This window comes from Embleya scabrispora (assembly GCF_002024165.1).
Lineage (GTDB): Bacteria > Actinomycetota > Actinomycetes > Streptomycetales > Streptomycetaceae > Embleya > Embleya scabrispora_A.
Genome location: NZ_MWQN01000001.1, coordinates 1,235,408 through 1,258,376 on the forward strand (window position 1 = coordinate 1,235,408; position 22,969 = coordinate 1,258,376).

The 22,969-nt window shown below is 70.0% G+C and carries 24 protein-coding genes; 12 read left to right on the forward strand and 12 right to left on the reverse strand.

Features of this window, described 5'->3' with window-relative positions:
• Nucleotides 1-27: 27 nt before the first annotated feature.
• From B4N89_RS05480 to B4N89_RS05495, 4 genes are all read left to right on the forward strand, one after another.
• Nucleotides 28-537, forward strand: coding sequence for a SigE family RNA polymerase sigma factor (locus B4N89_RS05480; protein ID WP_078974729.1), 510 nt, complete (start codon nucleotides 28-30; stop codon nucleotides 535-537).
• A gap of 8 nt (nucleotides 538-545) precedes the next feature.
• Nucleotides 546-1,025: a hypothetical protein gene (locus B4N89_RS05485; RefSeq protein WP_078974730.1), complete on the forward strand. Its 480-nt coding sequence runs from the start codon at nucleotides 546-548 to the stop codon at nucleotides 1,023-1,025.
• A gap of 96 nt (nucleotides 1,026-1,121) precedes the next feature.
• Complete coding sequence (locus B4N89_RS05490; RefSeq protein ID WP_078974731.1) at nucleotides 1,122-1,412, forward strand: hypothetical protein; 291 nt, start codon at nucleotides 1,122-1,124, stop codon at nucleotides 1,410-1,412.
• Entirely contained in the window at nucleotides 1,409-1,654 is a 246-nt protein-coding gene (locus B4N89_RS05495) for a hypothetical protein (protein WP_078974732.1), read from the forward strand. Before B4N89_RS05490 ends, B4N89_RS05495 begins: the two co-directional genes overlap by 4 nt.
• Here the strand turns inward: B4N89_RS05495 and B4N89_RS48870 are convergent.
• Complete coding sequence (locus B4N89_RS48870) at nucleotides 1,623-1,928, reverse strand: hypothetical protein (protein WP_143657851.1); 306 nt, start codon at nucleotides 1,926-1,928, stop codon at nucleotides 1,623-1,625. The two genes, B4N89_RS05495 and B4N89_RS48870, sit on opposite strands and share 32 nt — an antisense overlap.
• A gap of 969 nt (nucleotides 1,929-2,897) precedes the next feature.
• Here B4N89_RS48870 and B4N89_RS05500 point away from each other — a divergent pair.
• The 3 genes from B4N89_RS05500 to B4N89_RS48885 all read left to right on the forward strand — a co-directional run bounded on the left by B4N89_RS05500 (nucleotide 2,898) and on the right by B4N89_RS48885 (nucleotide 5,601).
• Complete coding sequence (locus B4N89_RS05500) at nucleotides 2,898-3,458, forward strand: restriction endonuclease (RefSeq protein ID WP_101896998.1); 561 nt, start codon at nucleotides 2,898-2,900, stop codon at nucleotides 3,456-3,458.
• A 216-nt stretch (nucleotides 3,459-3,674) separates the two neighbouring features.
• Nucleotides 3,675-4,763, forward strand: a complete 1,089-nt coding sequence (locus tag B4N89_RS48880; RefSeq protein WP_143657853.1) for a hypothetical protein — start codon at nucleotides 3,675-3,677, stop codon at nucleotides 4,761-4,763.
• 55 nt (nucleotides 4,764-4,818) lie between these two features.
• Complete coding sequence (locus tag B4N89_RS48885) at nucleotides 4,819-5,601, forward strand: hypothetical protein (protein WP_143657854.1); 783 nt, start codon at nucleotides 4,819-4,821, stop codon at nucleotides 5,599-5,601.
• 502 nt (nucleotides 5,602-6,103) lie between these two features.
• Here B4N89_RS48885 and B4N89_RS53320 read toward each other — a convergent pair.
• Nucleotides 6,104-6,286 (reverse strand): pentapeptide repeat-containing protein, encoded by a 183-nt coding sequence (locus B4N89_RS53320; protein ID WP_161500877.1) that lies wholly within the window; start codon nucleotides 6,284-6,286, stop codon nucleotides 6,104-6,106.
• A gap of 339 nt (nucleotides 6,287-6,625) precedes the next feature.
• Nucleotides 6,626-7,213, reverse strand: coding sequence for a TetR/AcrR family transcriptional regulator (locus B4N89_RS05510; protein ID WP_078974735.1), 588 nt, complete (start codon nucleotides 7,211-7,213; stop codon nucleotides 6,626-6,628).
• A gap of 109 nt (nucleotides 7,214-7,322) precedes the next feature.
• On the opposite strand from B4N89_RS05510, the gene B4N89_RS05515 reads away from it, so the two are divergent.
• The gene (locus tag B4N89_RS05515; protein WP_078974736.1) at nucleotides 7,323-8,546 is read left to right on the forward strand and encodes an FAD-dependent oxidoreductase; all 1,224 of its coding nucleotides are present in this window, start codon (nucleotides 7,323-7,325) and stop codon (nucleotides 8,544-8,546) included.
• 37 nt (nucleotides 8,547-8,583) lie between these two features.
• Here the strand turns inward: B4N89_RS05515 and B4N89_RS05520 are convergent, their stop codons facing one another.
• Nucleotides 8,584-9,069 (reverse strand): hypothetical protein, encoded by a 486-nt coding sequence (locus B4N89_RS05520; protein WP_143657855.1) that lies wholly within the window; start codon nucleotides 9,067-9,069, stop codon nucleotides 8,584-8,586.
• A 115-nt stretch (nucleotides 9,070-9,184) separates the two neighbouring features.
• Here B4N89_RS05520 and B4N89_RS05525 point away from each other — a divergent pair, with 115 nt between their 5' ends.
• Nucleotides 9,185-9,925 (forward strand): maleylpyruvate isomerase family mycothiol-dependent enzyme, encoded by a 741-nt coding sequence (locus tag B4N89_RS05525; protein ID WP_078974738.1) that lies wholly within the window; start codon nucleotides 9,185-9,187, stop codon nucleotides 9,923-9,925.
• Nucleotides 9,926-10,394: 469 nt separating this feature from the next.
• Here B4N89_RS05525 and B4N89_RS05530 read toward each other — a convergent pair whose 3' ends face one another.
• From B4N89_RS05530 to B4N89_RS05540, 4 genes are all read right to left on the reverse strand, one after another.
• The gene (locus tag B4N89_RS05530; protein ID WP_078974739.1) at nucleotides 10,395-11,141 is read right to left on the reverse strand and encodes a hypothetical protein; all 747 of its coding nucleotides are present in this window, start codon (nucleotides 11,139-11,141) and stop codon (nucleotides 10,395-10,397) included.
• Between the two features lie 75 nt (nucleotides 11,142-11,216).
• Nucleotides 11,217-11,363 (reverse strand): hypothetical protein, encoded by a 147-nt coding sequence (locus B4N89_RS49640; RefSeq protein ID WP_161500635.1) that lies wholly within the window; start codon nucleotides 11,361-11,363, stop codon nucleotides 11,217-11,219.
• An 86-nt stretch (nucleotides 11,364-11,449) separates the two neighbouring features.
• Nucleotides 11,450-12,043, reverse strand: coding sequence for a TetR/AcrR family transcriptional regulator C-terminal domain-containing protein (locus tag B4N89_RS05535; RefSeq protein ID WP_078974740.1), 594 nt, complete (start codon nucleotides 12,041-12,043; stop codon nucleotides 11,450-11,452).
• A 2-nt stretch (nucleotides 12,044-12,045) separates the two neighbouring features.
• The gene (locus tag B4N89_RS05540) at nucleotides 12,046-12,744 is read right to left on the reverse strand and encodes a TetR/AcrR family transcriptional regulator (RefSeq protein ID WP_078974741.1); all 699 of its coding nucleotides are present in this window, start codon (nucleotides 12,742-12,744) and stop codon (nucleotides 12,046-12,048) included.
• A 308-nt stretch (nucleotides 12,745-13,052) separates the two neighbouring features.
• On the opposite strand from B4N89_RS05540, the gene B4N89_RS05545 reads away from it, so the two are divergent.
• On the forward strand, nucleotides 13,053-15,350 hold the full coding sequence (locus B4N89_RS05545; protein WP_143657856.1) for a hypothetical protein: 2,298 nt from the start codon (nucleotides 13,053-13,055) through the stop codon (nucleotides 15,348-15,350).
• A gap of 126 nt (nucleotides 15,351-15,476) precedes the next feature.
• Here the strand turns inward: B4N89_RS05545 and B4N89_RS05550 are convergent, their stop codons facing one another.
• Nucleotides 15,477-16,193 carry a hypothetical protein gene (locus tag B4N89_RS05550; protein WP_143657857.1) on the reverse strand — a complete coding sequence of 239 codons (717 nt, stop codon included), beginning with the start codon at nucleotides 16,191-16,193 and terminating at the stop codon, nucleotides 15,477-15,479.
• Between the two features lie 463 nt (nucleotides 16,194-16,656).
• Between B4N89_RS05550 and B4N89_RS05555 the strand changes: the two genes are divergently transcribed.
• Nucleotides 16,657-18,411, forward strand: a complete 1,755-nt coding sequence (locus B4N89_RS05555) for an MFS transporter (protein ID WP_235618482.1) — start codon at nucleotides 16,657-16,659, stop codon at nucleotides 18,409-18,411.
• A gap of 85 nt (nucleotides 18,412-18,496) precedes the next feature.
• On the opposite strand, the gene B4N89_RS05560 is transcribed toward B4N89_RS05555, so the two are convergent.
• Nucleotides 18,497-18,700: a cold-shock protein gene (locus tag B4N89_RS05560; protein ID WP_078974744.1), complete on the reverse strand. Its 204-nt coding sequence runs from the start codon at nucleotides 18,698-18,700 to the stop codon at nucleotides 18,497-18,499.
• A gap of 787 nt (nucleotides 18,701-19,487) precedes the next feature.
• Here B4N89_RS05560 and B4N89_RS05565 point away from each other — a divergent pair.
• On the forward strand, nucleotides 19,488-20,852 hold the full coding sequence (locus B4N89_RS05565) for a VWA domain-containing protein (RefSeq protein WP_161500636.1): 1,365 nt from the start codon (nucleotides 19,488-19,490) through the stop codon (nucleotides 20,850-20,852).
• Here B4N89_RS05565 and B4N89_RS05570 read toward each other — a convergent pair.
• Together B4N89_RS05570 and B4N89_RS05575 are read right to left on the reverse strand one after the other, a co-directional pair.
• Nucleotides 20,845-22,098 (reverse strand): DUF418 domain-containing protein, encoded by a 1,254-nt coding sequence (locus B4N89_RS05570; RefSeq protein WP_078974746.1) that lies wholly within the window; start codon nucleotides 22,096-22,098, stop codon nucleotides 20,845-20,847. The genes B4N89_RS05565 and B4N89_RS05570 overlap by 8 nt on opposite strands.
• A 93-nt stretch (nucleotides 22,099-22,191) precedes the next feature.
• A complete protein-coding gene (locus B4N89_RS05575) occupies nucleotides 22,192-22,806 on the reverse strand; it encodes a TVP38/TMEM64 family protein (RefSeq protein WP_161500637.1) in 615 nt (204 codons plus the stop codon).
• Nucleotides 22,807-22,969 lie beyond the last annotated feature (163 nt).

Consider the following 22,969-nt stretch of genomic DNA (forward strand, 5'->3'; position numbering starts at 1 on the left):
CCCCCTGGCGACTCCGCTGCCGCCCGCGTGAGGGGGGCAGCCCGCGAACGGGAGTTCCGCGAGTACGCCGAGGCCCGCCAGGCCCAGCTGCGTCGATCCGCGTACCTGCTGTGCGGCGACTGGTACGAGGCCCAGGACCTCACCCAGACCACACTGATGAAGATGTACACGGCGTGGGGCAGGCTGAACCGCGACGGCAACGTGGACGCGTACGCCCGCGTGGTGCTCACCCGTACGTACATCGACCAGCACCGCAAGGGCCGTTGGCGCGAGGAGCCGGTCGACGAACTCCCGCAACGGCAGAGCGACGAGTCCTGCTCGCCGGACCTGCGGCTGACCCTCCAGGCGGCGCTGCTCCGGCTGCCGCCTCGCTATCGGGCCGTACTCGTGCTGCGCTTCTGGGAGGACTGGAGCGTCGAACAGACGGCGGAGGCCCTGCGGATCAGTACCGGCACGGTCAAGAGCCAGAGCGCGCGCGGCCTGAACCGGCTGCGCGAACTCGTGGGCGAGCAGATGTGGGAGCTGTCCGAGCGGTGAGGCCGACCATGAACGATCGCGACCTGTTCCGGCTGATGCTCGATCAGCCCGAGCCCGACTTCCCGAGCGTGGTGGACGCGGCCGTGGCGGGTGGCAAGCGGATCCGCCGACGCCGCCGCGCGGCGGCCCTCGGCGCCGGGGTGGGCGTACTGGTGATCGCCGCCGCGGGACTGTTCCTGATGCCCCCGCACCAGGCAACCGTGCGACCGGCGACCGACGTTCCGCCCGCGGCGACGACGGGAACGATCGGGACCACGGGGACGATCCTGCCGAACCCCGCGACGGACGCGCCGGCCTCCGCCGAACCCGCCTCCGCGACACCGGAGTCCACCCTCGACCGGCCGACGGCCCGGGCGGAGACGCGGCAGGAGCAGACCCCGCCGGAGACGCAGTCGAAGAACGGCGGCCGCACGACCCCGCCGACCACCACGCTCGAAGACGAGCGCAAGGCCAAGTGCATGGCCGCCAAGGCGCCCAAATGCTGGTGAATGGCCGGAAATTGAGGGATTGCGTAGTCCCCCGCACCCGCGCTCGGCCCCTAATCTGATCCCGGATCATTCGTCCGGAGTGAGGAGAGGGCCGGCGTGGACAGCACTGACCCGTGGACCGTGGATCGCATCGCGCATGCGCTCCCGCACCCCGAAGCCCGCCACGAATTCCTGCGCCTGGTGAATCTGACGCCGATCGGCGATCTGCCGGGCCTGCTGGCCCGCTACGTACAGGCGGCGGAGGAGCTGATCGCCGGCCTGCCGCACGCGCGCGCCCTCGCGGCGCAGGTTCGAACCACGGGCCTGGACCCGGACCTCGACGAGGTGGACGAAGAAATCGTCCGCAAGTGGATCTCCCGCGGCCGAGCGCAAAGCAGTGCCGCGTGACGTGGCGCCCGAGGATCGGCATCGAGCACCAAGAGGTCATCGACCGCTTCCCCGAAACCACGCTCAACCACTGGGGAATGCTGCTGTACAAACTGGTCTGCGACCCGTACACGGCCACCGTCCGCTACGGCGAGGACGACCGAATCGTCCGCACCGCAGCGGCGGGGCCCCTGATCGTGGTGGTACTGCTCAACGAAGGGACGACAACCGTCACCGTGTTGCAGGTCGTACACCTGGGTTGACCTTGTGCTTACCGCCGCCCGGTACGCAGTAGTGGTCGGCCACTTCACCCATCACGCCGTCGTGCCGCTGCCGGTGAACCTTCGACTCACCGTTGCGCCCGACGTGGTTACCGCGCTTGGCCTGCTTGGCCTGCTTGACCTCGGGGTCGAGGACGCGACACACCTTGCGCACCTGCGGATGCTGACCGGGAATCGCATACGCGGAGGCCACGCCCGCGAAGGCGAGACCGAAACATGCCACAACCATGATCGCTGTCTTACGGATCCTGCTCATTCGGCAGAAGATAGCGGAGCCGGCCCCGGCACACTAACCACGTCCCCGATCCATTTCCCCAACCCACATCCACAGGCCCCCCGCCCCACCACACCCAGCCACAAACCACGGACCACCAACCCCACAAAGCCGCAGCAACCAACGACACGGCAGCCGCGCACCCAACGGCACCACGGTCGGTCGGTCAAGCACCCAACGGCACGGCGGTCGGTCGGTCGGGCGGGCCGCCAACGGCACGGCTGGCGGTCGGGCGGTCAACGGCAGGTCGGTCGGGCGGGCCGCCAACGGCACCGCGGGCGGTCGGGCGGTCGGGCGGTCGGGCGGGCGGTCGGGCGGTCGGGCGGTCGGGCGGTCGGGCGGTCGGGCGGTCGGGCGGTCGGGCGGTCGGGCGGTCGGGCGGTCGGGCGGTCGGGCGGTCGGGCGGTCGGGCGGTCGGGCGGTCGGGCGGTCGGGCGGTCGGGCGGTCGGGCGGTCGGGCGGTCGGGCGGTCGGGCGGTCGGGCGGTCGGGCGGTCGGGCGGTCGGGCGGTCGGGCGGTCGGGCGGTCGGGCGGTCGGGCGGTCGGGCGGTCGGGCGGTCGGGCGGTCGGGCGGTCGGGCGGTCGGGCGGTCGGGCGGTCGGGCGGATCGCAGGGCCACGGGCTACCCATGTCAAGAGCCAATGTCTCGCAACCATCCGATCCCCACACACCGCGCGCCACACCCCCACGCCCCGCGCCTCACCCTTCTACGCTCCATCGCCCCATCGCATCACCCACACGGCCCCACCCCCACACATGCCGCCGTCGCCCCGCCCGCAGGCAACCCCACAACCCCAACTCCCGCACCAAAGGGGCGATCCCACGGCATCAACCCCCACCCTCCACCCCGTCCTCCCACCACATCCGCCATCCAGTCGGGTGGTTGACCGCCCACCCCTCCGCCTAAGCTGCCGCCCGCTCCGCCGTCGGCAGCCCACGGAGGGACCCCACATGCCCCGAACCCGCACCCGCGCCAAGTTCCGCGGCTGGGCCATAGCCCCGTTGGCCGCCGTCCCGGCCATCGCGCTGCACGACCTCTTCGACTCCTTCGGTATCAACGGCACCGACGCCTGGCTGGCCACCTCCGCCGCCCTGGCCCTCCTGTGCGCGACCATCCACCTCGCCACGTCAACCCTCAACCAACGCCACGACCCCCCGGACGACCGCGACTTCGAACTCCAGATCGCCGACCTCTGCCGCCGCGACGGCCTCCTCGCCGTCCAGGTAGCCCCCGACGCCAACGTCAAGGCCTACCTCCCCAACGGCAGTCTCGTCCTGATCAGCTGCGCCCCCATCCCCCACGAGGCCCGCCCCCTGGACCTCCACGACTTCATCGGCACGGCCCACCACAACCACCAGGCCGACATCCCGATCTTCATCACCCGCCACGGATTCACCACCGAGGCCCGCCGATTCGCCCGCCACCACGGCATCGTCCTACTCGACCAACCCCGCCTATACCAATGGCAACAGGGCCACGGCCTGACCACTCTGGTCACCACAACCCCATAGCTCCATAACCCCACCCACCAACTCCCCCACCAACACCCCAGCCACCAGCACGAATCCGCCCCCGCCAAACCACCCCGGATCCACTCCCACCAAGCGACCGAATCCCGCCACCCGCAGTGATCTCCCGAAGACGCTTACGACCCACCCGATCAAGTGCAATGATGCTTCGGCAGATCAATAGCGCACCGAACTCCGAAGATCGCACCTGCTGCGGGGGTGGCAGTTTTGGCCCGACCCACCAACACCCAACTCCCAGCAACCCTGCTGGCAGCTTTGGCCACACTCACCCTCCTGGCCACGGCCTGCTCCTCGGACAACAAGCCCAAAACCCCCAAAATCAGCCAAGCCGCCCCCAAAACCGCCGCCGCCCCCCTTCCAGAGGCACCCCAGGTACCAGCGACTGCTCCTCCGCCAATCAGTGAAGCCGAAGGAGCGGGTATCTCGCAAAGGTACTTCGACCTGAGCAAGAAGGCGACGGCGTCGCACGATGTAAAAGCGCTGGAGGATATCCAAACCGGGGCCATGCTTGAAGTGTCCCGAGCGCGCCAGGAAAGAATCCTCAAGTACGGTGACAATGTCCCCAGTAGCGAGGAACAGGCGGCCAACGACGACATTCAGGTCGTCGCACCTCAAGGTACGCCGAGCGGGAACGATCGGTGGCTCCTCGCAGTCGGCCGTCAATCCTTGAGCGGAAGATCCAGAACTTCCATCGGCGTGCTACAGCAGGCCCGGGGCTCCGGCCCTTGGAGAATGTCTTTTCTAACCTATACAGGGGTCGATCAAAAGTTTCCGACAATCAATCAAATATCCACTCTAAACAACTCGGTTGACCTCAACGAAAATACTATCGATTACGGCGATGACACCTGCCGGAACTTTACTGCCTACATGAACGGCGATGGAGCCTCGACAACGAATTGGGGGCCGCGCGCCAAGTCCGCTCGCCAGGTTGCCGAGCAGAACAAGCAAGGCATGGTGCCACTGACAGCCGGTGGTTCCGTCACAGCCAGAACTGAGCCCATGGTCAACGGCAAAATTCCAGCCTGGAAGACCTCCGATGGCGACAAGCTTGTCATGTGTACTACCAAGACAACTTCTCACCTGACGCCGGGACCTTCCGGAGTCATCACGGTCACTCGCAGCGAGGGCCTTCAGAATCTCAATGGAAAAACCACGAAATGGAAAACACTTGATCTGACCACTGTAAATATGGTGGTACTCAAGGTGCCAACTGCAGCAGCTTCACCCGTCGACATCGTCGCCGAATCTTATCGAGCTCTTTCCGGCGATGGAATCTCTGCCTGAAAATCTATCACCCGCAGATTACTTCTGACCGCCAGTGCGACCCCAAGGAGGCTTCATGACTACTTCGCGATTGACCAAAGGAGTCATCCTGGGGTGCACTGCGGGTCTAACGGCAGCAGTCCTGACACTTCCATCGGCTTCTGCCGGCGTGAACGAATGCGGTGATCTCATCATCTGCATCGATATTCCAACCCCGGGCAATGCCACCGTCAGTGGAGGAACGGGTGGAGGGGGGCAAGGTGCCACAGGGGGTGGATCGGGTCCCAGCAACCCCTTCCCCGACTCGGGAGCCGGGGGTATCGCCGGAGCCACCACCGGTAACACCACTGCGGGTGGTGGGGGTGGCGCTTTGACAGCCGCCCAAGTGGCGGCTCTCGCCGTTGCTCAACTCGAGCTTCGCAAGCCCAAGGTATTCATGACTCCCGGCGAGGGAAAAATTGGCCTCGTCGGTCTTCCCGTTTGGCTTTGGATCGACACCTCCGATCCACACAGATGGTCCCGCGAAGGAGTGGAGAAAACACTCAAAGTGGGCGATGTCCAAGTGACTGTGACGGCATATTCGACCAGCGTCACCTGGGATATGGGCGACGGGCATGAAAAGACATGCGAAAATCCGGGAAGGGAATATACACCTGCTGACGGAAGCAAGGAATCACCCTTGTGCGGTTACAAGTACACCAAAAATTCCGGAAGCCAGCCCAAGGACAAGTACACCGTGACGGCGACGGTAAATTGGAAAGCATACTACGTGGACGGCGGAGGTCGACATGAACTCTCCGACCTGGCGGGCGCATCGTCCACCACCGCCCGGGTAGGCGAACTGCAGGTGATGAACTAAATTCTCCCCATCAGCACAGCCGACCCGAAAATAATTCGGCCATCAACCATTTCGCGAGCGGCGGTCATTCCGGCTGGTTGCAATCCTCCAAAAAAGTTTGACGCACCCTCATTTAAGCAATCGACCTCCAAGCTGAACTTCAAGAGCGAGACAAGAGCCAAGCCACCGATGGTCAACTGGCTTTGTGCTGTTGTAAGTGGTCAGCGTGTAACGAACACGGGGATGCCGTGGGCGAGTTCGACAACCAGCCAGTGAAAAGTGGGGCGGCCAGCCGAGCAGCCGCCTGCATCTGCCACTCAGCCCGTAGTGGGTGAACGTTCACGTGTGAGATTGCGGAACATAAGCGCAAGGCAACGTTAGGCATCAGTGGGATCGACACCGCCGTGGGATGGAATTTCCGTTGCGGTCAGGCGACGGTCCAGCCTGGGGTTTTGTCCATCGTGGTGGCTTGGGCGGGGGTGGTTTGGGTGGCTTGGAAGTCGGCTGCTCGGGGGCAGGGAGGCTAGGTTGCTGCCTCATAGGCGGGCGTTTTTGGGGCTGCGCCGTGCAGTGTTGAGCCGGGTAGGCCGCAGGTTGTCACCACGGCCTTTTGCGGGCGGGTGGTGGTCAGGTCTGCCTTGTGTATGTGGGCGTCGGTGAAGGTTGCCTGGGTAAGGTTGGCTCCCGGGGGGCGACGAACGAACAGTCTCCGCTCATTGCTACGGACACCGTGTGGGTGTACTGCCGGAACACGCTGCCGAGCGGTTTGCGGTCGATGAACCGGTGTTGAAGAGTGTGCAGCGTTTGAGCGTGTAGTTCGTGAATGCCGTTCCCGTGTGCCGCGACGCGGTGTATCGCACGCCCGTGGACGTGCACTCGTCGAACACCGCGTCCTCGTTGACGGCCTCGGTCCAGGTCACGTCCAGGGACGAACAGCGCGTGTGCTGCGCGGTGTTTCCTCAGCTCTGTCCCGTGCCAGTCCTCGTCGCGGAACGCGAGCGCCTCGTCGGGGAGGGCCATCTCTCCATCGAACACGCCGCCCCGCTCAGTTCGGTGAGGCGATGCCCGTGACCATCCCCTGCGCCAGTGCTCGGGCCGCCGGGCCCGTGGCCTGCCCGGCCTGCCCGGTGACCAGGGTGTAGAGGGCGCCGGCGAAGAGCGTGATCAGCGTGGCGACGTCCGCGCGCGACGTGCGCAGGCCGAGGGCGCGGTGCTGGGCCAGGGTGAAGTCCACGGCCTCCGTCTGCATGTGGTCCAGCGTGCGCTGGAGTTCGGGGCGGCGGGTGGCCTCGAGGGTCAGTTCGTACACGGCCAGATAGCGCGCCCGGTGCATCGTGGCCGAGAACTCCAGCGACATCGCGATCAGGTCGACCAGGCCGCCCCGGTCGATCGGGCCGGCCACCGTCTCGTGTGCGGCGGTCATGTCGGCGCGGTGCAGTTCCAGGACGCGCTCCGCCGCGGCGCCCAGCAGGACGTCGCGGCTGCGGAAGTAGTTCGACGTGGTACCCGCCGGCAGCCCCGCCGCCTCGTCCACCGCGCGGTGGCTGAAGCCGTGTACGCCGGCCCGGGCCAGGACCTCGATCGCGCCGTCCGCGATGGCGCGCCGACGGGCGCTGTTGGGGGGTGGTGCCATGCGGCTCAGATTATCAGGACTGTGATAGTACTATCCGAGTAGTGGCATCCCAGGGCCGCCGGTCACCGGTCGCCGTCCACTCCACCGCATCCGCAACACGAGGGGCATCATGCGAATACTGGTCATCGGCGCGGGCATCGGCGGACTCGCGGCGGCGCGCGCCCTGCACACGGACGGGCACGACGTCACCGTCTACGAACGGGCGTCGGCACTGCGCACCTCCGGCTCGGCGCTCACCCTCTGGAGCAACGGCACCGGCATCCTCGCCGACCTCGGCGTCCCCACCGAAGGCCTCGGCGCACCCATCGATCTGCTCGAACAACGCGACTACGACGGACGCGTCCTGATGCGGATCGACGTCTCACTCGCCGCCATCCGCTATGGCCACCCCCACCTCGCCACACCCCGCCGCGACCTGATCCGCCGCCTGGCCGAAGCCCTGCCCACGCACCGAGTCGACACAGAGGTCAACACCGACTCCGAGACCAAAGGGGCGAACGAGAACGCGGCCACCACCACGATCGCCTTCGACAAGCCCTGCACCGCGATCGCCCAATCCCCCGACCACGCCCGGGCGACCTTCGCCGACGGCAGCACCGACGCCGCCGACCTGATCATCGGCGCCGACGGCGCCCGCTCGGTCGTCCGCCGGCACGTATGGGGCTCCGACCCCACCACCCCGACCGGCTGGGTCACCTGGCAGGGGCTGACCCCGATCGACATCGACGTGGTCCACGAGCGCCGCGGCCTGATGATCGTCGGCCCCGAGGGCATGTGCGGCCTGATGCCCGCCGGCAACGGCCTGCTCCAGTGGTGGTTCGACGTCCGCCGCGACCCGGCCGAACCACCACCGGCCTCGCCGATCGCCGCACTGCGCAAGCGTTTCGGGCACTGGGCCGCGCCGGTCCCCCACGTGCTGGCGACGGTCACCGACGCGGACGTCGAGTACTTCGCCCACCACCGCCACAAGGTCCCACGCACCTGGAGCCTCGGCCGGACCACCCTCCTCGGCGACGCGGCGCACACGATGCCGCCGACCGTCGCCCAGGGCGGCAACCAGGCCCTGGAGGACGCCTGGGCCCTGGCCCGCGCCCTGCGCCGCACTGCCGACATCCCCGAGGCGCTTGCCGACTACCGGAGTTCGCGCGCCCGCCGCGCTTCCCTGACCGCCCGCCGCGCCGGCTCGGAGACAACAAACAAATACCTGCCGACCCTCTCCCGCCTGACCCCCGACGCCCTGATCAGCCGCTACCACACCCGCTGGCTCCGGCAGATCAGCACCTACCTGTCGGACGGCCCGGCCCCGATCAACACCGTCCCCACATCCGCATAGCGCACCCACGACGCCACGACAACGAACACCCCACCCGCTACCCCGCGTCCACCACCACGAACCGAAAGCCCAACGCCTCCAGAAAAGCCCGCAGGAGGTCGTCCGGCGTCCCCTCCGCGCGCAGCGTGGTGTCCAACGCCGCCTCATCGGGCGTGAGTCCGGCCTCGCGCGCCCAGCCCAAGGCGCGCGGCAGCACCCGCTCCGGCGGCGGCCCGAGTTCCGGATCCAACGCGTACGACCTGGCCGCGCGCGGCGCGAGCGCGCAATGCCATACGTCGCCCCCACCCGGACTCTGCGCGTCGATCATCGCGAAGTGGCCGGACACCACGTCGGCTGTCAACACCGGCGCGTCCGTGTCCGCCATCAACGTCGGCCCCGGATCCAACCCCGACGACAGCAGCAGAACCTGCCAGTCGCCGTCGCGAGCCGACCACCGCGGTTCACCGCCGGCCTGCTGGACGGCCGGCAATTCCAACAGGGGCCACGCCGACCGGGCGACGACATATACACCGAAGTTACCCATCACCCCCAGCATAGGACGCACCGACGACCCATCGCCGCGATTCGCCCCGAGCGGCCGGTTGCCCGCGGCCCATCAAGCCTGTTCCCCCGCCGATCCCACGTGAGAACGTGGCCCAATGGACATTGCCACGCATCTCGACATGCTGCGCGCCGACGGCGAGTCGCTCGCCCGTGCGGCCGAACGGGCAGGGTTGGACGCAGAGGTGCCGTCCTGCCCCGACTGGCGGGTACACGATCTCCTCGAACACCTGGGCGGCGTGCACCGATGGGCCGCGTACATCGTGGGATCCGGCAGCGTCGAACGGCCGAGCCGGGAGGACACCGCGGACCTGTTCCGCGCCCCCACCGACCGGGACCTCTTCGAGTGGTACCGAAGCACCCACGCCGATCTGCTGGAGACGCTCGGTACGGCGGCCCCCGACGCCCCGGGGTGGACCTTCTTCGAGGCACCGTCCACGGTCGCCTTCTGGGCGCGACGCCAGGCGCACGAGACGGCCGTTCATCGCGTCGACGCGGAACTCGCGGCCGGTCTGCCCTCCGCCGTGCCCACGGATTTCGCCGCCGACGGAATCGACGAACTGCTGTGCGGATTCCTCGCCCACGCCCGGAACAAAGGTGCCGCCGACCCGCCGCTGAGCATCGCGGTCACTCCGGACGACGCCTCGGCCGCCTGGACCATGCGGATCGGCACCGCCGATCGACGCGTCGTACGCGCCGCCGAACCCGCCGACCTCACGGTGTCCGGTCCGGCCGAAAGGCTGTACCTGCTGCTGTGGAACCGGGCCGACACCACCGGCTGCCGCCTCGACGGCGACCTCGAAGTCCTTTCCCACTGGCGTGAGTCGACCAAGATCTGAGCCTGACACCGGCTCGGCGGGGGCGGTGCATGGCCGTCGGCACGCAGTCGGAGAACGTCGGATCGAGTCCGATCGAGAGGGTGGGCCTCCGCGGGGCTAGCCTGCCCGCGGAGGCCCGCTGTGCCGCCCTATCGGGCACGCCGGCACGTTTAAGGACCGGGGTCGTCTTGAAAGTCGTCGCGTTCTACCTTTGAACTACCAGGCCACGAGCGGCCCGGGCTGGAGTCGAACCAGCAACCGACGACTGGAGCCCCGTCCGGTCGATCCGGCGATGGGCGGCGATGCTGAGTCTGGAGCAAGAGTCTGAGATTGATCGCGGGCTGCCTCTGCCGACTTGGGCCACCCCGGCTCGTGGTGCCGGGGGAAGGATTCGAACCTCCACCGTTACCCGCGTTCGTCACGACAAGCTTCAGTTTCAGCTTGCGCTCCTCGCGCACCCCCGACCCTCCGGTCGGGGGATTCTCGAAGCCTACTCGCCCTGGCCGTTGCCGAGCAGGTAGGCGAAGACCGCGTCGCCGATCCGACGGTCCGTCACTTCCGCGCCGTTGGCTTCCTCGCGGGCGAACTTGACCGCCCGCTGCAGCTTTTCGACCCGCTCGACGAGTTCGTTCACGCGCCGGGCGGGGAGCGCGCCCGAGAACTTGACGGTGGTCCAGTAGCCGGCGGCGATGTCCTCGAAGTACATCTCGACCTGGGCCGGGTGGTGTTCGGTCGCCTCGGCCTTGACGTGGTTGCGCGGGACCTTCTTGGTCCGCACGGTACGCACCGGCTCGGTGCGCCAGGAGTCCGTGGAGGGGTCGAGCGTCCACGTCTCGGCGGCGTCCAGGATCGGCAGCTTGCGCACGAAGGTGTGCACGTCGACCAGTTGCTTCTCCAGGAAGAGCAGGTACGACACCGGAACGTCGCGCAGCAACGGCGTGCCGTCCACGACCACGTCGGCGCGCGCCTCGCAGTTGGCCCAGTCCTTGGTCGCGGTCACGTCGAAGAGCCGGGTCAGCGTGCCGGTGACGGAACGCAGCACCTCCTCGCCCTTGACCTGCACCCGGGTCGACTCGGGCGGCAGTTGCTCGCCCTCCTCGTCCTTGGGCTGGTAGGTGCGCGAGATGCCCGACAGCAACGCGCCCTTCTGGACCCGCTGGTGAGCATCCGTCAATTCCTGGAAGGACTTGGTCTTGACGCCCTTCTCCACCGCGATGATCTGGTTCAATTTCGCCACGCCGCGACGCTAGCAGCAGAACACCACCGCCGGACAAAGGTTTTCGCGTGGATGCGCCGCCGGGGGACGGGCCGATCAAACCCGGCCCGCCCCTGGGCGCACGATCGCCCCGGCGGCAAGGTCGTCGTCGCCGACGATCCGATAGGTGGCGTTGAGTTGCCACGGACCCACGAGCCCCTCGATCCGCTCCGCCCGACGCTGCTCGCTCGCGCCGATGAGCATCGCCGCATCCCCCTCGTTTCCGTGTTTCCGTCGTCGTGTTCAGCCAACCCCGAACCGCCCCGCGATCGCCCGTCCCCCGGAAACGCCTACTCGATCCCCGCCAGCAGAGCCCTGACCGCCGATTCGAAGCGCTCGTCGTGATCGGCCCGCGTACCCAACCCCGCCGCCAACGCCCGGGTCAGACACGGCAGTTCCATCGCCGCCACCGCCGGGACGTCCCCGGAGTCCCCACCCCCGGCATCCAGTTCGGCCAACGTATGCCCGATCACGAACGTGGTGACCGCATTGAGGAGCTGGAACGCCCGCAGCGGCGCCAGGCCCTCCGCGACCAGCGCCGCCGCGGCCCGCTCCACGGCCGCCAACGCCTCCGGAGTCGCGACCGGGCGGGTCGCGACGAGTGGAACGACCGCCGGATGGCGCAGCAGTTCGGCCCGGAACGCGTGGGCGAACTCGCCCAGCCACACCGCCCGCGGACCACTCGGCCGAGGCGCCACACTGGCCACGATCCGCTCGACCAGGCCGTCCAGCACGGCGTCCTTGTTCGGCACGTAGTAGTACAGCGTCATCGCCTCGACCCCGAGCTCCGCCCCGAGCCGCCGCATCGACAACTTGGCGATGCCGTCGCGATCGGCGAGTGCGAGTGCCGCGTCCAGGACCTGCGCGCGGGAGAGCCGGCCCATCGTCAGGCCAGCCCGAGCAGGTCGGCATGCCGGTCGACGGCATACGCGAAGAACGGATCGGCGGGATCGGCACTTCCGGCGAGTTGTCCGAACAGTTCGAAGCTCACGATGCCGAACACGCCGGTCCAGGCGAACACCGCCCGCGCCAACGTCTCCGGCGATACGTCCAGACCACCCGCCTCGACCACGGCCTCGAACTGCTTCGCCAACGGCCCGGGCAGATCCCCCTCCCCGAAGGGCCGAGCAGGCCCCTGCCCCGAGCCGCGAAGGATCCCGAGAAGCGCGAACGGCACGCGCGAGAAGGGCGCCAGAGTGTCGTCCGGGGCCTGATAGCCGGGGACGGGCGAGCCGTAGATGAGCGCATACTCGTGCGGATGCTCGCGAGCCCACGCCCGCACCGCGCCGCACAGACCGCGCCAGGCGGCACGTGGATGCTCGGCCGGCCCCGCCGCCTCGACGGCACGCTCGACCCGCTCGCCCACCGCGTCGTAGGCGTCCACGATCAGCGCGGTCAGCAACTCGTCCCGGCTCGGGAAGTACCGATACAGCGCGGACGAGGCCATCCCCAGCTCTCGGGCCACGGCACGCAACGACAACCGCTGGGCGCCCTCGGCGGCGAGGTGTCGTCGTGCGACGTCCTTGATCTCGGAAGTGAGTTCGGCCCGGGCACGATCACGCGCGGTACGGGGAGCTGCGGTCATGCGGCCAGTCTGCCAGATGCCAGAGCACTGCACCCAAACAAGAGCACCGCTCTCGCCGTACAGTCCACGCCCCGCGGACATCCGGCATCCGCGAGCCGCTCGACCGCCCCCTCGACAACGCGCGGACCCCCGCCACCGACCGGCCGAGGGTGCGCCCCTCGTGCGCCCCGGTTTTGCTTCGTTGCGACTGCGTGCGGGGACACGACCGACCGGCCAACCGGTCCGATATGTCGACCATGGTCGGTCGATGGCCCTAATCTTCAGGTGCGTGGTGGACCACCCAACAAGGCTCGGCCGGGGAGGCACACATGAGCGAACGTGGGGGGCGGGTCATCCGAGTTCCGTCCGAGCGTGGCCAGTTGCTGCTCGTAGAGGGTGGAAGAGCCGCGCGCGGGCGGCGGTCGGACAGCGGTGGGAACCTGGTCGCGATGTCGGCACTGACGCCGCATCAGCTCTTTCCGGACGCCGCCGCGGACGTGATCCAACTGCCCGACGCCGTGCAACCGCACGCGGTACGCGCCTACCTCCAGGCCGCCGGCGCCGTGGACGGGCCGGTGATCGTGTACCTGACCGGTCGCCTCCTGATCGACCGGCGGCGTCGCGAACTGCATCTGGGGTTGCGGGATTCCACGCCCAACTCGGTGCGCTACGACGGGCTTCCATGGTCCTGGGTGGTCGAACTGCTCGGGCCGCGGCCGGCCGAGAACACCCTCGTGATCTGTGATCTGACGGCCGGTCGGGACGCCTGGGAGGCGATCCGCGAACGGGCCCACGAACTGTGCACGGGCATTCCGCTGTGGGGCGTGGTGAACCCGCCGGACGTCAAGGGTCCGCCGAATCCGTTCACACGCACCCTCGTTGCCGCGCTCGGCCAGGGCTTCGCCGAACTGCCCGACCCCGTGCCGGCCGAGGAGATTCATCCGCTCCTGGCCGAGCGGTCCCGACTGGCGCCGGACACCGTCGAGTTCGCGCCGTCCGCCGGGTCGCTCGCACTGGCCAACCGTTCGCCCGAAGCCCGTCCGCCCACCCTGCGTACGGCCGTTCGTCGGCTGAAGGCGGTCTCCCCACGCGGTGGCGGCGCGGCCGGGACGGGAGTCTCGGCGTTGTCCGCGGTGCCACCCAACGGGATGACTCCGGCGCAACGTTCCGGCCTGCGCGGTTCGGGCGTGGTCGGTGGCGGCGTCGTCGGCGACGGTGTGGTCGAGCCCACCCACCGCGAGCCGTCGGGGACGGCCGCCACCCCCGTCCGGCAGCACGAGGAACCGGGCGTCGGCCGCCGGGCATTGGGCCTGGTCCGCTCGGCGCTCTCCTCCGGGCCGGACGACGAGCCCGAGGTCCCGGGGACCAGCCTGCGCGACGCACTCCGCGCCGGCGCCGCCCGGCCCGGCAGCCCACCCCTGCGCCGCCCCGCCGGCAAGGATGGTACGCCGACGCCGAACGCCCGCACCGGCGGCGCCCCGTCCGGCCGATCCCAGCCCCGCCCACCGGCCAACGCCGCCCTCCTGGACCGCGAACCCGAGTTCCCGGGCCCGGCGACCGGCGTCGGCACGGACGGTGTCGGCACGCGGGGCATCGGCACGCAGGGCATCGGCACGCGGGGCGTCACCTCGCACGGCGGCGGCACGCGCGCCGCCGTCAGCACCGGCCCGTCGAGCGGCCTGATGCGCCGCGCGACCACCGCCGGCACGCCCGGCTCGACGTCGTCGTCCCACCCCGCGACCGATGCCGGGCCGCAGCGGCGCCGGACGGGTTCCGCGCCGCATCCGCAGCCCGAGGCGCCGCCCCCGCCGCTCCCGCCTCGGATAACCGTGCGGATCCAGACCGACGCGGGCGCCCTGACGCCGACTCCCACGCGCCGCCCACCGGCCACGAGCCCCACCCAGCTGCCCCCGGCGCTGGCCCCGCAACGCGGCATCGGGCCGAATCGACCGATGTCGATGCCGGTACGCGGTCGAGCCGTCGGCCCCACCCCCGCCCGCCGCGCGCTGGCACAAGGGGCCACGGCGGCGGGGGCATTGGTCCGACCGGTGGACGTCCTGCCCACGTACTGGAACGAGTTGGCCGCCATCCGGCACGCGGCGGACACCGGGCGCGGCATGGAGGCGTGGCACAAGGCCGCCGAACTCAGTATGCGCATGGAGAAGTTGGTCGGCCCCACGCACCCGGGCACACTGGACGCACAGGCGATGTTGGCGTTCGTCAGCGCCGGCCTGGGCCGGGTCGCGGACGCGATCCTGATCTACTGCCAGGTCGCCGAACGCGGCGCCGAGGCGGTCGGCCCGCAACACCCGAGTACGATCGCCGCCGCCGACAACGCGCTCAAGGTGTGGCTGCGGGTGACCGATGCCCGGGAGGCGGTCCGCCTGGGGCCCGCCGTGGTGGCGATGCGCGAACGCGTCCCGGGCCCGGCCGAACGCGGCCTCCACAATGCGCGGGCGCACCTGAACCGGATGCGCTTCATCGTCGACCCGGCCGCGGCGGAGCCCCGCCCCCACCCCGAGGCCCCGGCCGACCCGCGCGTCGAGGGCCGCCCCGAGCCGAATCCGGATCGCCGGCCGAGCACGGTCCGGGACGCACCGGTCCGCCGCAGGCACGCGAAGACCTGAAGCCGGTCCGGGACGACCCGCCCCCGACCGCCGAAGGCCGCACCCCCTCGATCCCCGCCCGACGCCACGCAGTTGCCCGAGACGACGCAGGCCGGCACCACCCACCGACCGCCGAGCCCCCACCCCTCAGCCCGGCGGCGTGCCCGCCTCCCCATCCTCACTCGCGCCATCCGCCGGCCACACCGACCCCTCGGCCCCTTCGGGGTCACCCCCGATCGCCCATCCCCCGGAGTGCTCCGCCGGCCCGAGCCGGAACGGACCGTCAAGCCCGTCCACCCCCTCCCCCAGCACGATCACACCGTGCCCACCCCGTCCGCAGCACCCACCGCGTGCACCCGAGCCCGAGCCCCCGCCCTCGCCCGACGCAGCCGGGCCGTCCGGGCCGATCCGCCGGGCCTCGGCGTACCAGTGCCCGAGCGAGCGGGCGAAGTCCGGGTCGCGCTCGGCCCGTAACGCCAGCGCTCCCGCGAGCGCGTATGCGCGGGTGTACGCCCGTAGCCCTCCCGGCGCCTCGTGCCCGAGCAGGGTCAACTCCAGTTCGCCCGTGGGCACCGGCGCCGACCGATGCGGTACGTCCCCGTCACACCGAGCCCCCGACGCGGCCGACTCACCCACCGCGCTCGGACCGCCCGACCCGCCCGACTGCGACGCCGCCGCACCCGACGCCCGCGACTGCGGTATCCCTCCGGATCCGGCCGCCGGCGAGCCCTCCGTGCCGGGCCGGCCCGTGTCCGGCAGCGGCTTGCGGACGAGTTCGACGAGGCGGGTCCAGGCCAGTCGGCCGGCGTCGCCGCCGGCCCCTGCGGCAAGTCCGCTGAGCAGGTCCACCGGGATCGATTCCACGCGATACCCCTTGCATTGGGCGATAACGGTGGCTCCACCGTAGAACGCGACCGCGAGCCGCGGGCCCGAACCGTGTGCGCAAGTATTTCCCAATCGATCACCCAAGTTCGGCAAAATCATCCAGATTTGTCCTCCACGCCGCACCCTGGGTGCACCACGCCCCGCGTACGCCGCCACTCGCGTGCCACCGAGACCCTCCGCAAATCCGACCTTGGGGTCACCTCCACCCCGCCCCGGCCCACCACCCGACGCGTCCGCCCAGGTACGGCCACCCGCATCACCCCGGAATCGAAACCCGTTCCATTTCTTGCCGATCGCTCTGGTAGCGCGCTACCGGCCGGTACTAAGGTCACTCCACGCGTTGGCCCAGGGGGGCGTCCCTTCCCCCTGGCCCGACGTCCGCGCACGGCCGTGTTCCCGCACCCCAGTACCTCGATAGACCCGCGCTCGTCGAGGAGGCCGCATGTCTTCCAGCACGTCCCCGTCGGATGCGCCCGCCGGCAGAGATCCCGAACCCCCGCCCCCGGCACCCCCCACCCGGCTGCCCGCGATCGTGCACGGCCTGTGGTACCGGCAGTTGCACCGCTACCCGGCCAACGGGCCGCGGATCCTCTACCTGTCCATCGTGGTCGTCGCGTCGGTGATCCTGTACTACGAGCTGTACATCCAGTACGCGGTCTCCACGCTGCTGATGCACGAGTACGGCATGACCTTCATGTACGCGACGATGATCTCGGTCGTCGGCAACGCGGTCGGCGCGTTCGCCTCGCTGCTCGCGGGACTCGCCGACCGGTGGGGGCGGGCCAACCTGGTCGTGTACGGCCTGCTGCTCACCGGTGCGCTCGTCCTGTTCGCGCTGCCCAACGCGCCGAGCAAGGGCTGGTTCATGTTCTTCATGGCCCTGGTGAACGTGGTCGAGGGCATGGCCCTGGTCGCCACACCCGCGCTGATCCGCGACTTCTCACCGCAGGTCGGCCGGGCCGGCGCGATGGGCTTTTGGACGCTGGGGCCGATCATCGGCAGCCTCGTGGTCACCACGGTCAGCAGCAACACGCTGGACTCCAGCAGTTGGCAGACCGAGTTCCGCTACGCCGGCATCACCGGCCTGGTCGTATTCGTGGTCGCGCTGTTCGGCCTGCGCGAGTTGTCCCCGGCGCTGCGCGACCAACTCATGGTCTCGCTGCGGGACAAGGCGCTGATCGAGGCCAAAGCGCGCGGCCTGGACGTCGAGGCCGCGCAGAAGAACCACTGGCGGCAGATGATGCGCCTCGACATCCTCGCGCCGGCGCTCGGGATCAGCCTGCACCTGATGTTCTACTACACGGTCGTCGGCAACCTGGTCGTCTACTACTCGACCGTCTACGGGTACTCCGAGCAGCGGACCAACGCCCTCGCCAACTGGTACTGGGGAGCGAACGCGATCGCGCTCGTCGTGGCCGGCGTGGCGTCCGACCTGACCCGGGTGCGCAAGCCGTTCATGATCGCGGGCGGCGTGGGCACGGTGGTGTTCACGTACCTGTTCGCGCTGACCACGGACCACCCCGACACCGGCTACTACACGTTCGCCTGGCTCCTGGTCGGCATCGGCGCGAGCAGCGGGATGGCCTGGGCACCGTGGATGGCCGGGTACACGGAAACGGTCGAGAAGCACAACCCGGCGGCGACCGCGACGGGGCTGGCGGTGTGGGGCTGGATCGTTCGGATCGTGGTGTCGGTGTCCGCGGTGTTCACGCCGGTCATCGTCACCTCCGCGACGCCGCTGGTGAACCACGGCGAGGAGGTGGTCGCGGCGCAGGCGGACGCGGGGGCGGCGCTGGAGTTGGTACAGAAGGACCCGGCGCTCTTCATCCGGATGTCCGAGTATCCCAACCGCGCGGCGATCCCGATCGAACTCCAGGTCAAGGCGTTGCAGCTGGCCGGGGGCGACCTCGCCAAGCTGAATCTGGTCGAGCAGAAGCAGCGGTCGCTCGCCGTACTGATCGACCACGGCGAGGAGGTGCGAAAGGCCAAGGAGCGCACGAGCGACGAGTGGATGCGCTGGTGGCGGCTGACCCTGGCGTGTCAGGCGCTGTTCGTCCCGAGCGTGCTCGTGATGGCGGGGCGCTGGAGTCCGCGCAAGGCGCGGAAGGACGAGGCGGCGCACGCACGGCGGGTGGAGGAGGAATTGGCCGCACTCGCGGCGGACGGCGCGCCGGGGGTGGCGCGACAGCGGACCTGATCCGCCGGGGCCCGGACATGCCGAGGGCCGGCGCGCCGCACACGAAGTGCGGTGGCCGGCCCTCGGTCGTGCCGATCGGTGAAGATCAGAGGCGGTTGATGTTCTCCGCCTGGAGGCCCTTCTGGCCCTGCACGACGTCGAATTCGACGGCTTCGCCCTCGATGAGCTCACGGTAGCCGTTGCCCTGGATCGCGGAGAAGTGAGCGAAGACGTCGTCGCCGCCACCGTCCTGCGCGATGAAGCCGAAGCCCTTTTCCGAGTTGAACCACTTCACGGTTCCGGTAGCCATAATTTTCTCCCTACATGTGGGCCGATGAACGAATCCACACTTCGTGAATCCGGGCGTCGCCGCGTTTTTCGCCCTCATTTCGGAAGCTACCGAAATGCAAAATGCGCCCGTAGTGAACAGCTCTACAGGCGCACTCAGAAGATGATGCGAACCACAACTGCAACAGGCTCAAGACTAACACAGCCGCAGACCAAGATCGAGTCCCACCACAATCCGCCCACCCACGACCACTCCACCCCCACCTTGCCCACCCCCACACCCCCTCCTGACCACCCACCCCACACAACACGCCCCCGAGGCAAACCAACGCAAGGCCAGACGGCCGAGCGGGGCCGAGCGTGCAGAGCCTGGACGGAGCGGGGCCGAGGCCAAGCCAGGGCGAGACCGGGCAGGCAGGGCGAAGCCGGGCGAGGCGGGGCGAAGGGGGGCGAAGCCTGGGCCGAGCGGGGTCGAGACAGGTGTTGGGCCGGGCGAGGCTGAACCAACCCTGGCGCGCACCACCCCGCCCGGTAGGCCTCGGCCGAACCACCCCCGGCGCGCCAACGGCCACGGGCGGGTGAGCCTGAGCCGAACCAACCGCGACGCGCCACGCCACCGGCGGGTGAGTCTCGGCCGACGGTGTGCGCCGCCGTCGCGCGGTGGGCCTCGGTCGGGCGGACCGGGACGCGTCGCGACGCGCGCGGGTGGGACTCGGTCGGACCGGCCACGGTGCGCTGTGCCGCGTGTGGGTGGGCTTTGGGTGGGTGGGTTCTCACGGGGAAGGGAGCGCGCGGGCAAGATGGGCGGCATGGCGAAGATAAGCAAAGGTGGGAACACTCCGGTACCGACCGCCGAGTTGCGTGCGGTCCTGACCTGGCGCGCGGCGGGAGCTCCCGACGTGGATGCCTCGGCGCTGCTCCTGAACGCAGCCGGCAAGGTGCGTTCGGAAGCCGATTTCGTCTTCTACAACCAGCCCTCCGACGCCACCGGCGCGGTACGGCACGAGGGGAAGCAGCCGACCGCCGGCGGCCTCGTCACGGACACCATCCGGGTCGACCTCGCGGCGATCCCGGGGGACGTCGAGCGGGTGGTGATCGGCGCGTCCGCCGACGGCGGCGGCTTCGGCCGGGTGCCCGAGCTCGCGTTGCACGTGGTGACCGCGCAGGGTGGGCCGATCGCCGAGTTCGACATCGACGAGGCGTCCACGGAGACGGCGTTCCTGTTCGGCGAGTTCTACCTGCGCAACGGCGCCTGGAAGTTCCGCGCGGTGGGCCAGGGGTACGCGTCCGGGCTGTCCGGACTGGCCACCGACTTCGGCATCGAGGTCGCCGACGACGACCCGCCCGGCCCCCAGAGCGCCCCGCCGGTCCCGAGCGCCCCCGTACCCCCGCCGCCCCCCACCTCTCCCCCGCCCGCCGCCCCCGCGATCAGCCTCAAGAAGCGGACCCTGATCGACATGGAGAAGCGGCTGGCCGACGAGGGCCACCCGCAACTGCTCAATCTGACCAAGCAGGCCGCGGTGAGCCTGGAGAAGCGCGGACTCGGCGAGCACACCGCGCGCGTCGCGCTCTGCCTGGACATCTCCTACTCGATGCAGCCGCTGTTCAAGAAGGGCAAGGTCCAAGCGCTCGCCGAGCGGGTGCTCTCGCTCGGTCTGCGCTTCGACGACAACGCCGCCGTGGACGTGTTCCTGTTCGGCTCCCGGGGACACGTGGCTGGGCAGCTCGGGCTCGGCCAGTACAACGGTTGGGCCGAACGGATCCGGCGCAGCCCCGGCCTGGAGGGCTCGACCGACTACGCCGGCGCGATGCGGCTGGTCCGCGAGCACTACTTCGGCAGCAGCGCGCCCCGGCATCAGCCGCTGGCCAACGACCTGCCCGTATACGTCATGTTCATCACCGACGGCCAGACCACCTCGCGCGAGGCGACCCGCGAGCAGATCACCTACTCCAGCTTCGAGCCGATCTTCTGGCAGTTCATGGGCCTGGGTCGGCCGGGCGGCTTCTCGTTCCTGGAGGAGCTGGACGACCTGACCGGCCGCTACGTCGACAACGCCGACTTCTTCTCGGTCCAGGACCCGGCCAACGTCCCCGACGGGCAGCTCTACGAGCTGATGACCACCGAGTATCCGACCTGGCTGGGCCGCGCCAGGGCGCAGGGCCTGCTCATCTGACCGGCCCGTCCGAGGCCGCGACCGGGCGAGCCGACGCACCCCCCGCGGCTCCCCGCACCCACCGTGCGGGGAGCGCGGAGAGCAGATGCAGCGCGGCCTCCATCGGGCCCTTGCGCAGCGTGTGCCGCCAGGCCCAGCACAGCAGCATCGTGACCACGAAGAAGCCGATCAACCGCCGCCAGGTCTCCCCGGACGCGAGCGGGAACCAGCGGTCGATCACGATCAGGTGGGCGGTGTACACGGTGAGCGCCATCGCGCCGACCGAGACCAGCGGGTCGAGCACGATCCGGCCGAGCCAGGGCCGGCAGGCCAGCAGGGCGAGGCCGACCAGTCCTAGGGCGACGCCGATGGCGCCGACGATCTCGAACGGCGTGCCGGTGTGGCCCTCGGCGACGGTGAGCCAGGCGGGATCGGACACCGGCACCGAGCCGACCCGGCCGTGGATCACGTCGGACACGCGGTCCGGCTCGGTGATCCGCGCCAGCCGATCGCCGGTGAACAGTCGGACCACGACCCATGATCCGCCGTAGCCGAGCACGGCCAGCGCGGTCCCGATCCCGACCAGCGCGCGCTGTACCCGCAGTTCGCCCAGCCGCAGCCGCCCGACCGCCATCCCGGCGAGCACGAACGGCATCCAGGTGATCGCCGGATAGCTGCCGGTCAGGAACAGCGTCTCGAACATGTGGCCCGGACCCTGTCGCCAATCGGCGAACCCGGGCGCGGCATAACGAACATCGCCGGTGTCGCCGACCCGGCGCAGCAGGAACGAGGCGATCGGCCCGAGCAGCGCCCACCCCGCGGCGACCCACACGAGGGTGCGCGTGCCCAGCCACAGCGCGGGCCAGGCGAGCATGAAGTAGAGGCCGTAGAAGGCCAGGATGACCAGCACACCGGTGTCCAGGTCGGCCAGCCACATCCCGAGCGGGAGCAGCGCCACGGCCCGGATCAGCACCCGGGTGAGCACGGCGGCGTTGCCCCGATCCCAGCCGCGCAGCGGTGCCCGGCCGCTCATCAGCACCAGCGAGACGCCGGCCAGGAGCGCGAACAGCGCGGAGGCGCGGCCGGTGACGCCCTGGATCAGCGTGTCCACGCCCCCGTCGTAGGGGTCGGGCCCGACGTGTGAGGCGAACATGCCCAGGACCGCGAGCGCGCGGGCGACGTCCACGCCGACTATCCGGTCCGCTCTGCGCGCGGCCCGCCGCTCCCCCGCCCTCGACGCCGCCCGCGGCCCCGTCTTCGCCCACATGGGCCCACCCTAGGCTTCCGGTCCGAGCGGCGCGTGGGTGCGCGGCAGCCGGCCCGAGCCGATGCCGATGCCGACGCCGACGCCGGTTCCCGCCTACTCGGCCCCGTCCGATGCCGGCGGCGCCGCCGTCGCCGACGGCTCGCCGCCCCGGCGCCGTACGGCGACCATGCCCAGCGCCAACATGACGCAGCCGACGAACACGCTGACCACCACCGGCGTGGACAAGCCGTGTCGGACCGAGGCCCCGGCGGCGCACTGGACCAGCGTCATCGGCAGCATGCCGAGCGCCGTCCCGATGGTGAAGTGGCTCGTACTGATCCGGGTGGCCGCCGCGCCGTAGCTGACCACGGAGGAAGGCAGGACCGGGATCATCCGCAGGACCGTGATCGGCACCAGCCCGTTGCGGGAGAGTCGGCGATCGAGGACGGCCAGCGCCTCGCGCTTGTGCAGCCAGCCGCCGATCCGTTCCCGGCCGAGCCGGCGGCCGAGGTACAGGCTGATCAGCGCGCCGAGCGTGGCCCCGACCAGGGTGACCACCGTGCCGCCGATCGCGCCGAACAGCGCCCCCGCCACGGGGGCGAACAACGACTTGGGCACGAGCGCGGTGACGCCCACGGCGCAAACGAGGACGAAGACCGCCACCGAGGCCGGCAGCGGCCACTGCGTCCACGCGCCGTGGTCGAGGAAATCCCGGAGCGAGTCGAGCAAGCCCCGCACGGTGTCCAACCTGCGTCCGCCCCTCGTGCCCATGGTGTGAATTCGTCGAAGCGCCGCCGCACCGCCCGCGCCGGCCGCGCCGAATGCGCCGGAACCCGGCGGATCGGGCGACCACTGCGCGTCCCCGCGGCTCCGCCGAGGCGCGCCGATGCCC

Excerpts from the sequence above, each read along its gene's own strand:
- B4N89_RS05485 (WP_078974730.1), top strand. The coding sequence starts at position 546 with ATGAACGATCGCGACCTGTTCCGGCTGATGCTCGATCAGCCCGAGCCC.
- B4N89_RS48870 (WP_143657851.1), bottom strand. The coding sequence starts at position 1,928 with ATGAGCAGGATCCGTAAGACAGCGATCATGGTTGTGGCATGTTTCGGT.
- B4N89_RS05500 (WP_101896998.1), top strand. The coding sequence starts at position 2,898 with ATGCCCCGAACCCGCACCCGCGCCAAGTTCCGCGGCTGGGCCATAGCC.
- B4N89_RS48885 (WP_143657854.1), top strand. The coding sequence starts at position 4,819 with ATGACTACTTCGCGATTGACCAAAGGAGTCATCCTGGGGTGCACTGCG.
- B4N89_RS05510 (WP_078974735.1), bottom strand. The coding sequence starts at position 7,213 with ATGGCACCACCCCCCAACAGCGCCCGTCGGCGCGCCATCGCGGACGGC.
- B4N89_RS05515 (WP_078974736.1), top strand. The coding sequence starts at position 7,323 with ATGCGAATACTGGTCATCGGCGCGGGCATCGGCGGACTCGCGGCGGCG.
- B4N89_RS05520 (WP_143657855.1), bottom strand. The coding sequence starts at position 9,069 with ATGGGTAACTTCGGTGTATATGTCGTCGCCCGGTCGGCGTGGCCCCTG.
- B4N89_RS05525 (WP_078974738.1), top strand. The coding sequence starts at position 9,185 with ATGGACATTGCCACGCATCTCGACATGCTGCGCGCCGACGGCGAGTCG.
- B4N89_RS49640 (WP_161500635.1), bottom strand. The coding sequence starts at position 11,363 with ATGCTCATCGGCGCGAGCGAGCAGCGTCGGGCGGAGCGGATCGAGGGG.
- B4N89_RS05535 (WP_078974740.1), bottom strand. The coding sequence starts at position 12,043 with ATGGGCCGGCTCTCCCGCGCGCAGGTCCTGGACGCGGCACTCGCACTC.
- B4N89_RS05540 (WP_078974741.1), bottom strand. The coding sequence starts at position 12,744 with ATGACCGCAGCTCCCCGTACCGCGCGTGATCGTGCCCGGGCCGAACTC.
- B4N89_RS05545 (WP_143657856.1), top strand. The coding sequence starts at position 13,053 with ATGAGCGAACGTGGGGGGCGGGTCATCCGAGTTCCGTCCGAGCGTGGC.
- B4N89_RS05555 (WP_235618482.1), top strand. The coding sequence starts at position 16,657 with ATGTCTTCCAGCACGTCCCCGTCGGATGCGCCCGCCGGCAGAGATCCC.
- B4N89_RS05560 (WP_078974744.1), bottom strand. The coding sequence starts at position 18,700 with ATGGCTACCGGAACCGTGAAGTGGTTCAACTCGGAAAAGGGCTTCGGC.
- B4N89_RS05565 (WP_161500636.1), top strand. The coding sequence starts at position 19,488 with ATGGCGAAGATAAGCAAAGGTGGGAACACTCCGGTACCGACCGCCGAG.
- B4N89_RS05570 (WP_078974746.1), bottom strand. The coding sequence starts at position 22,098 with ATGTGGGCGAAGACGGGGCCGCGGGCGGCGTCGAGGGCGGGGGAGCGG.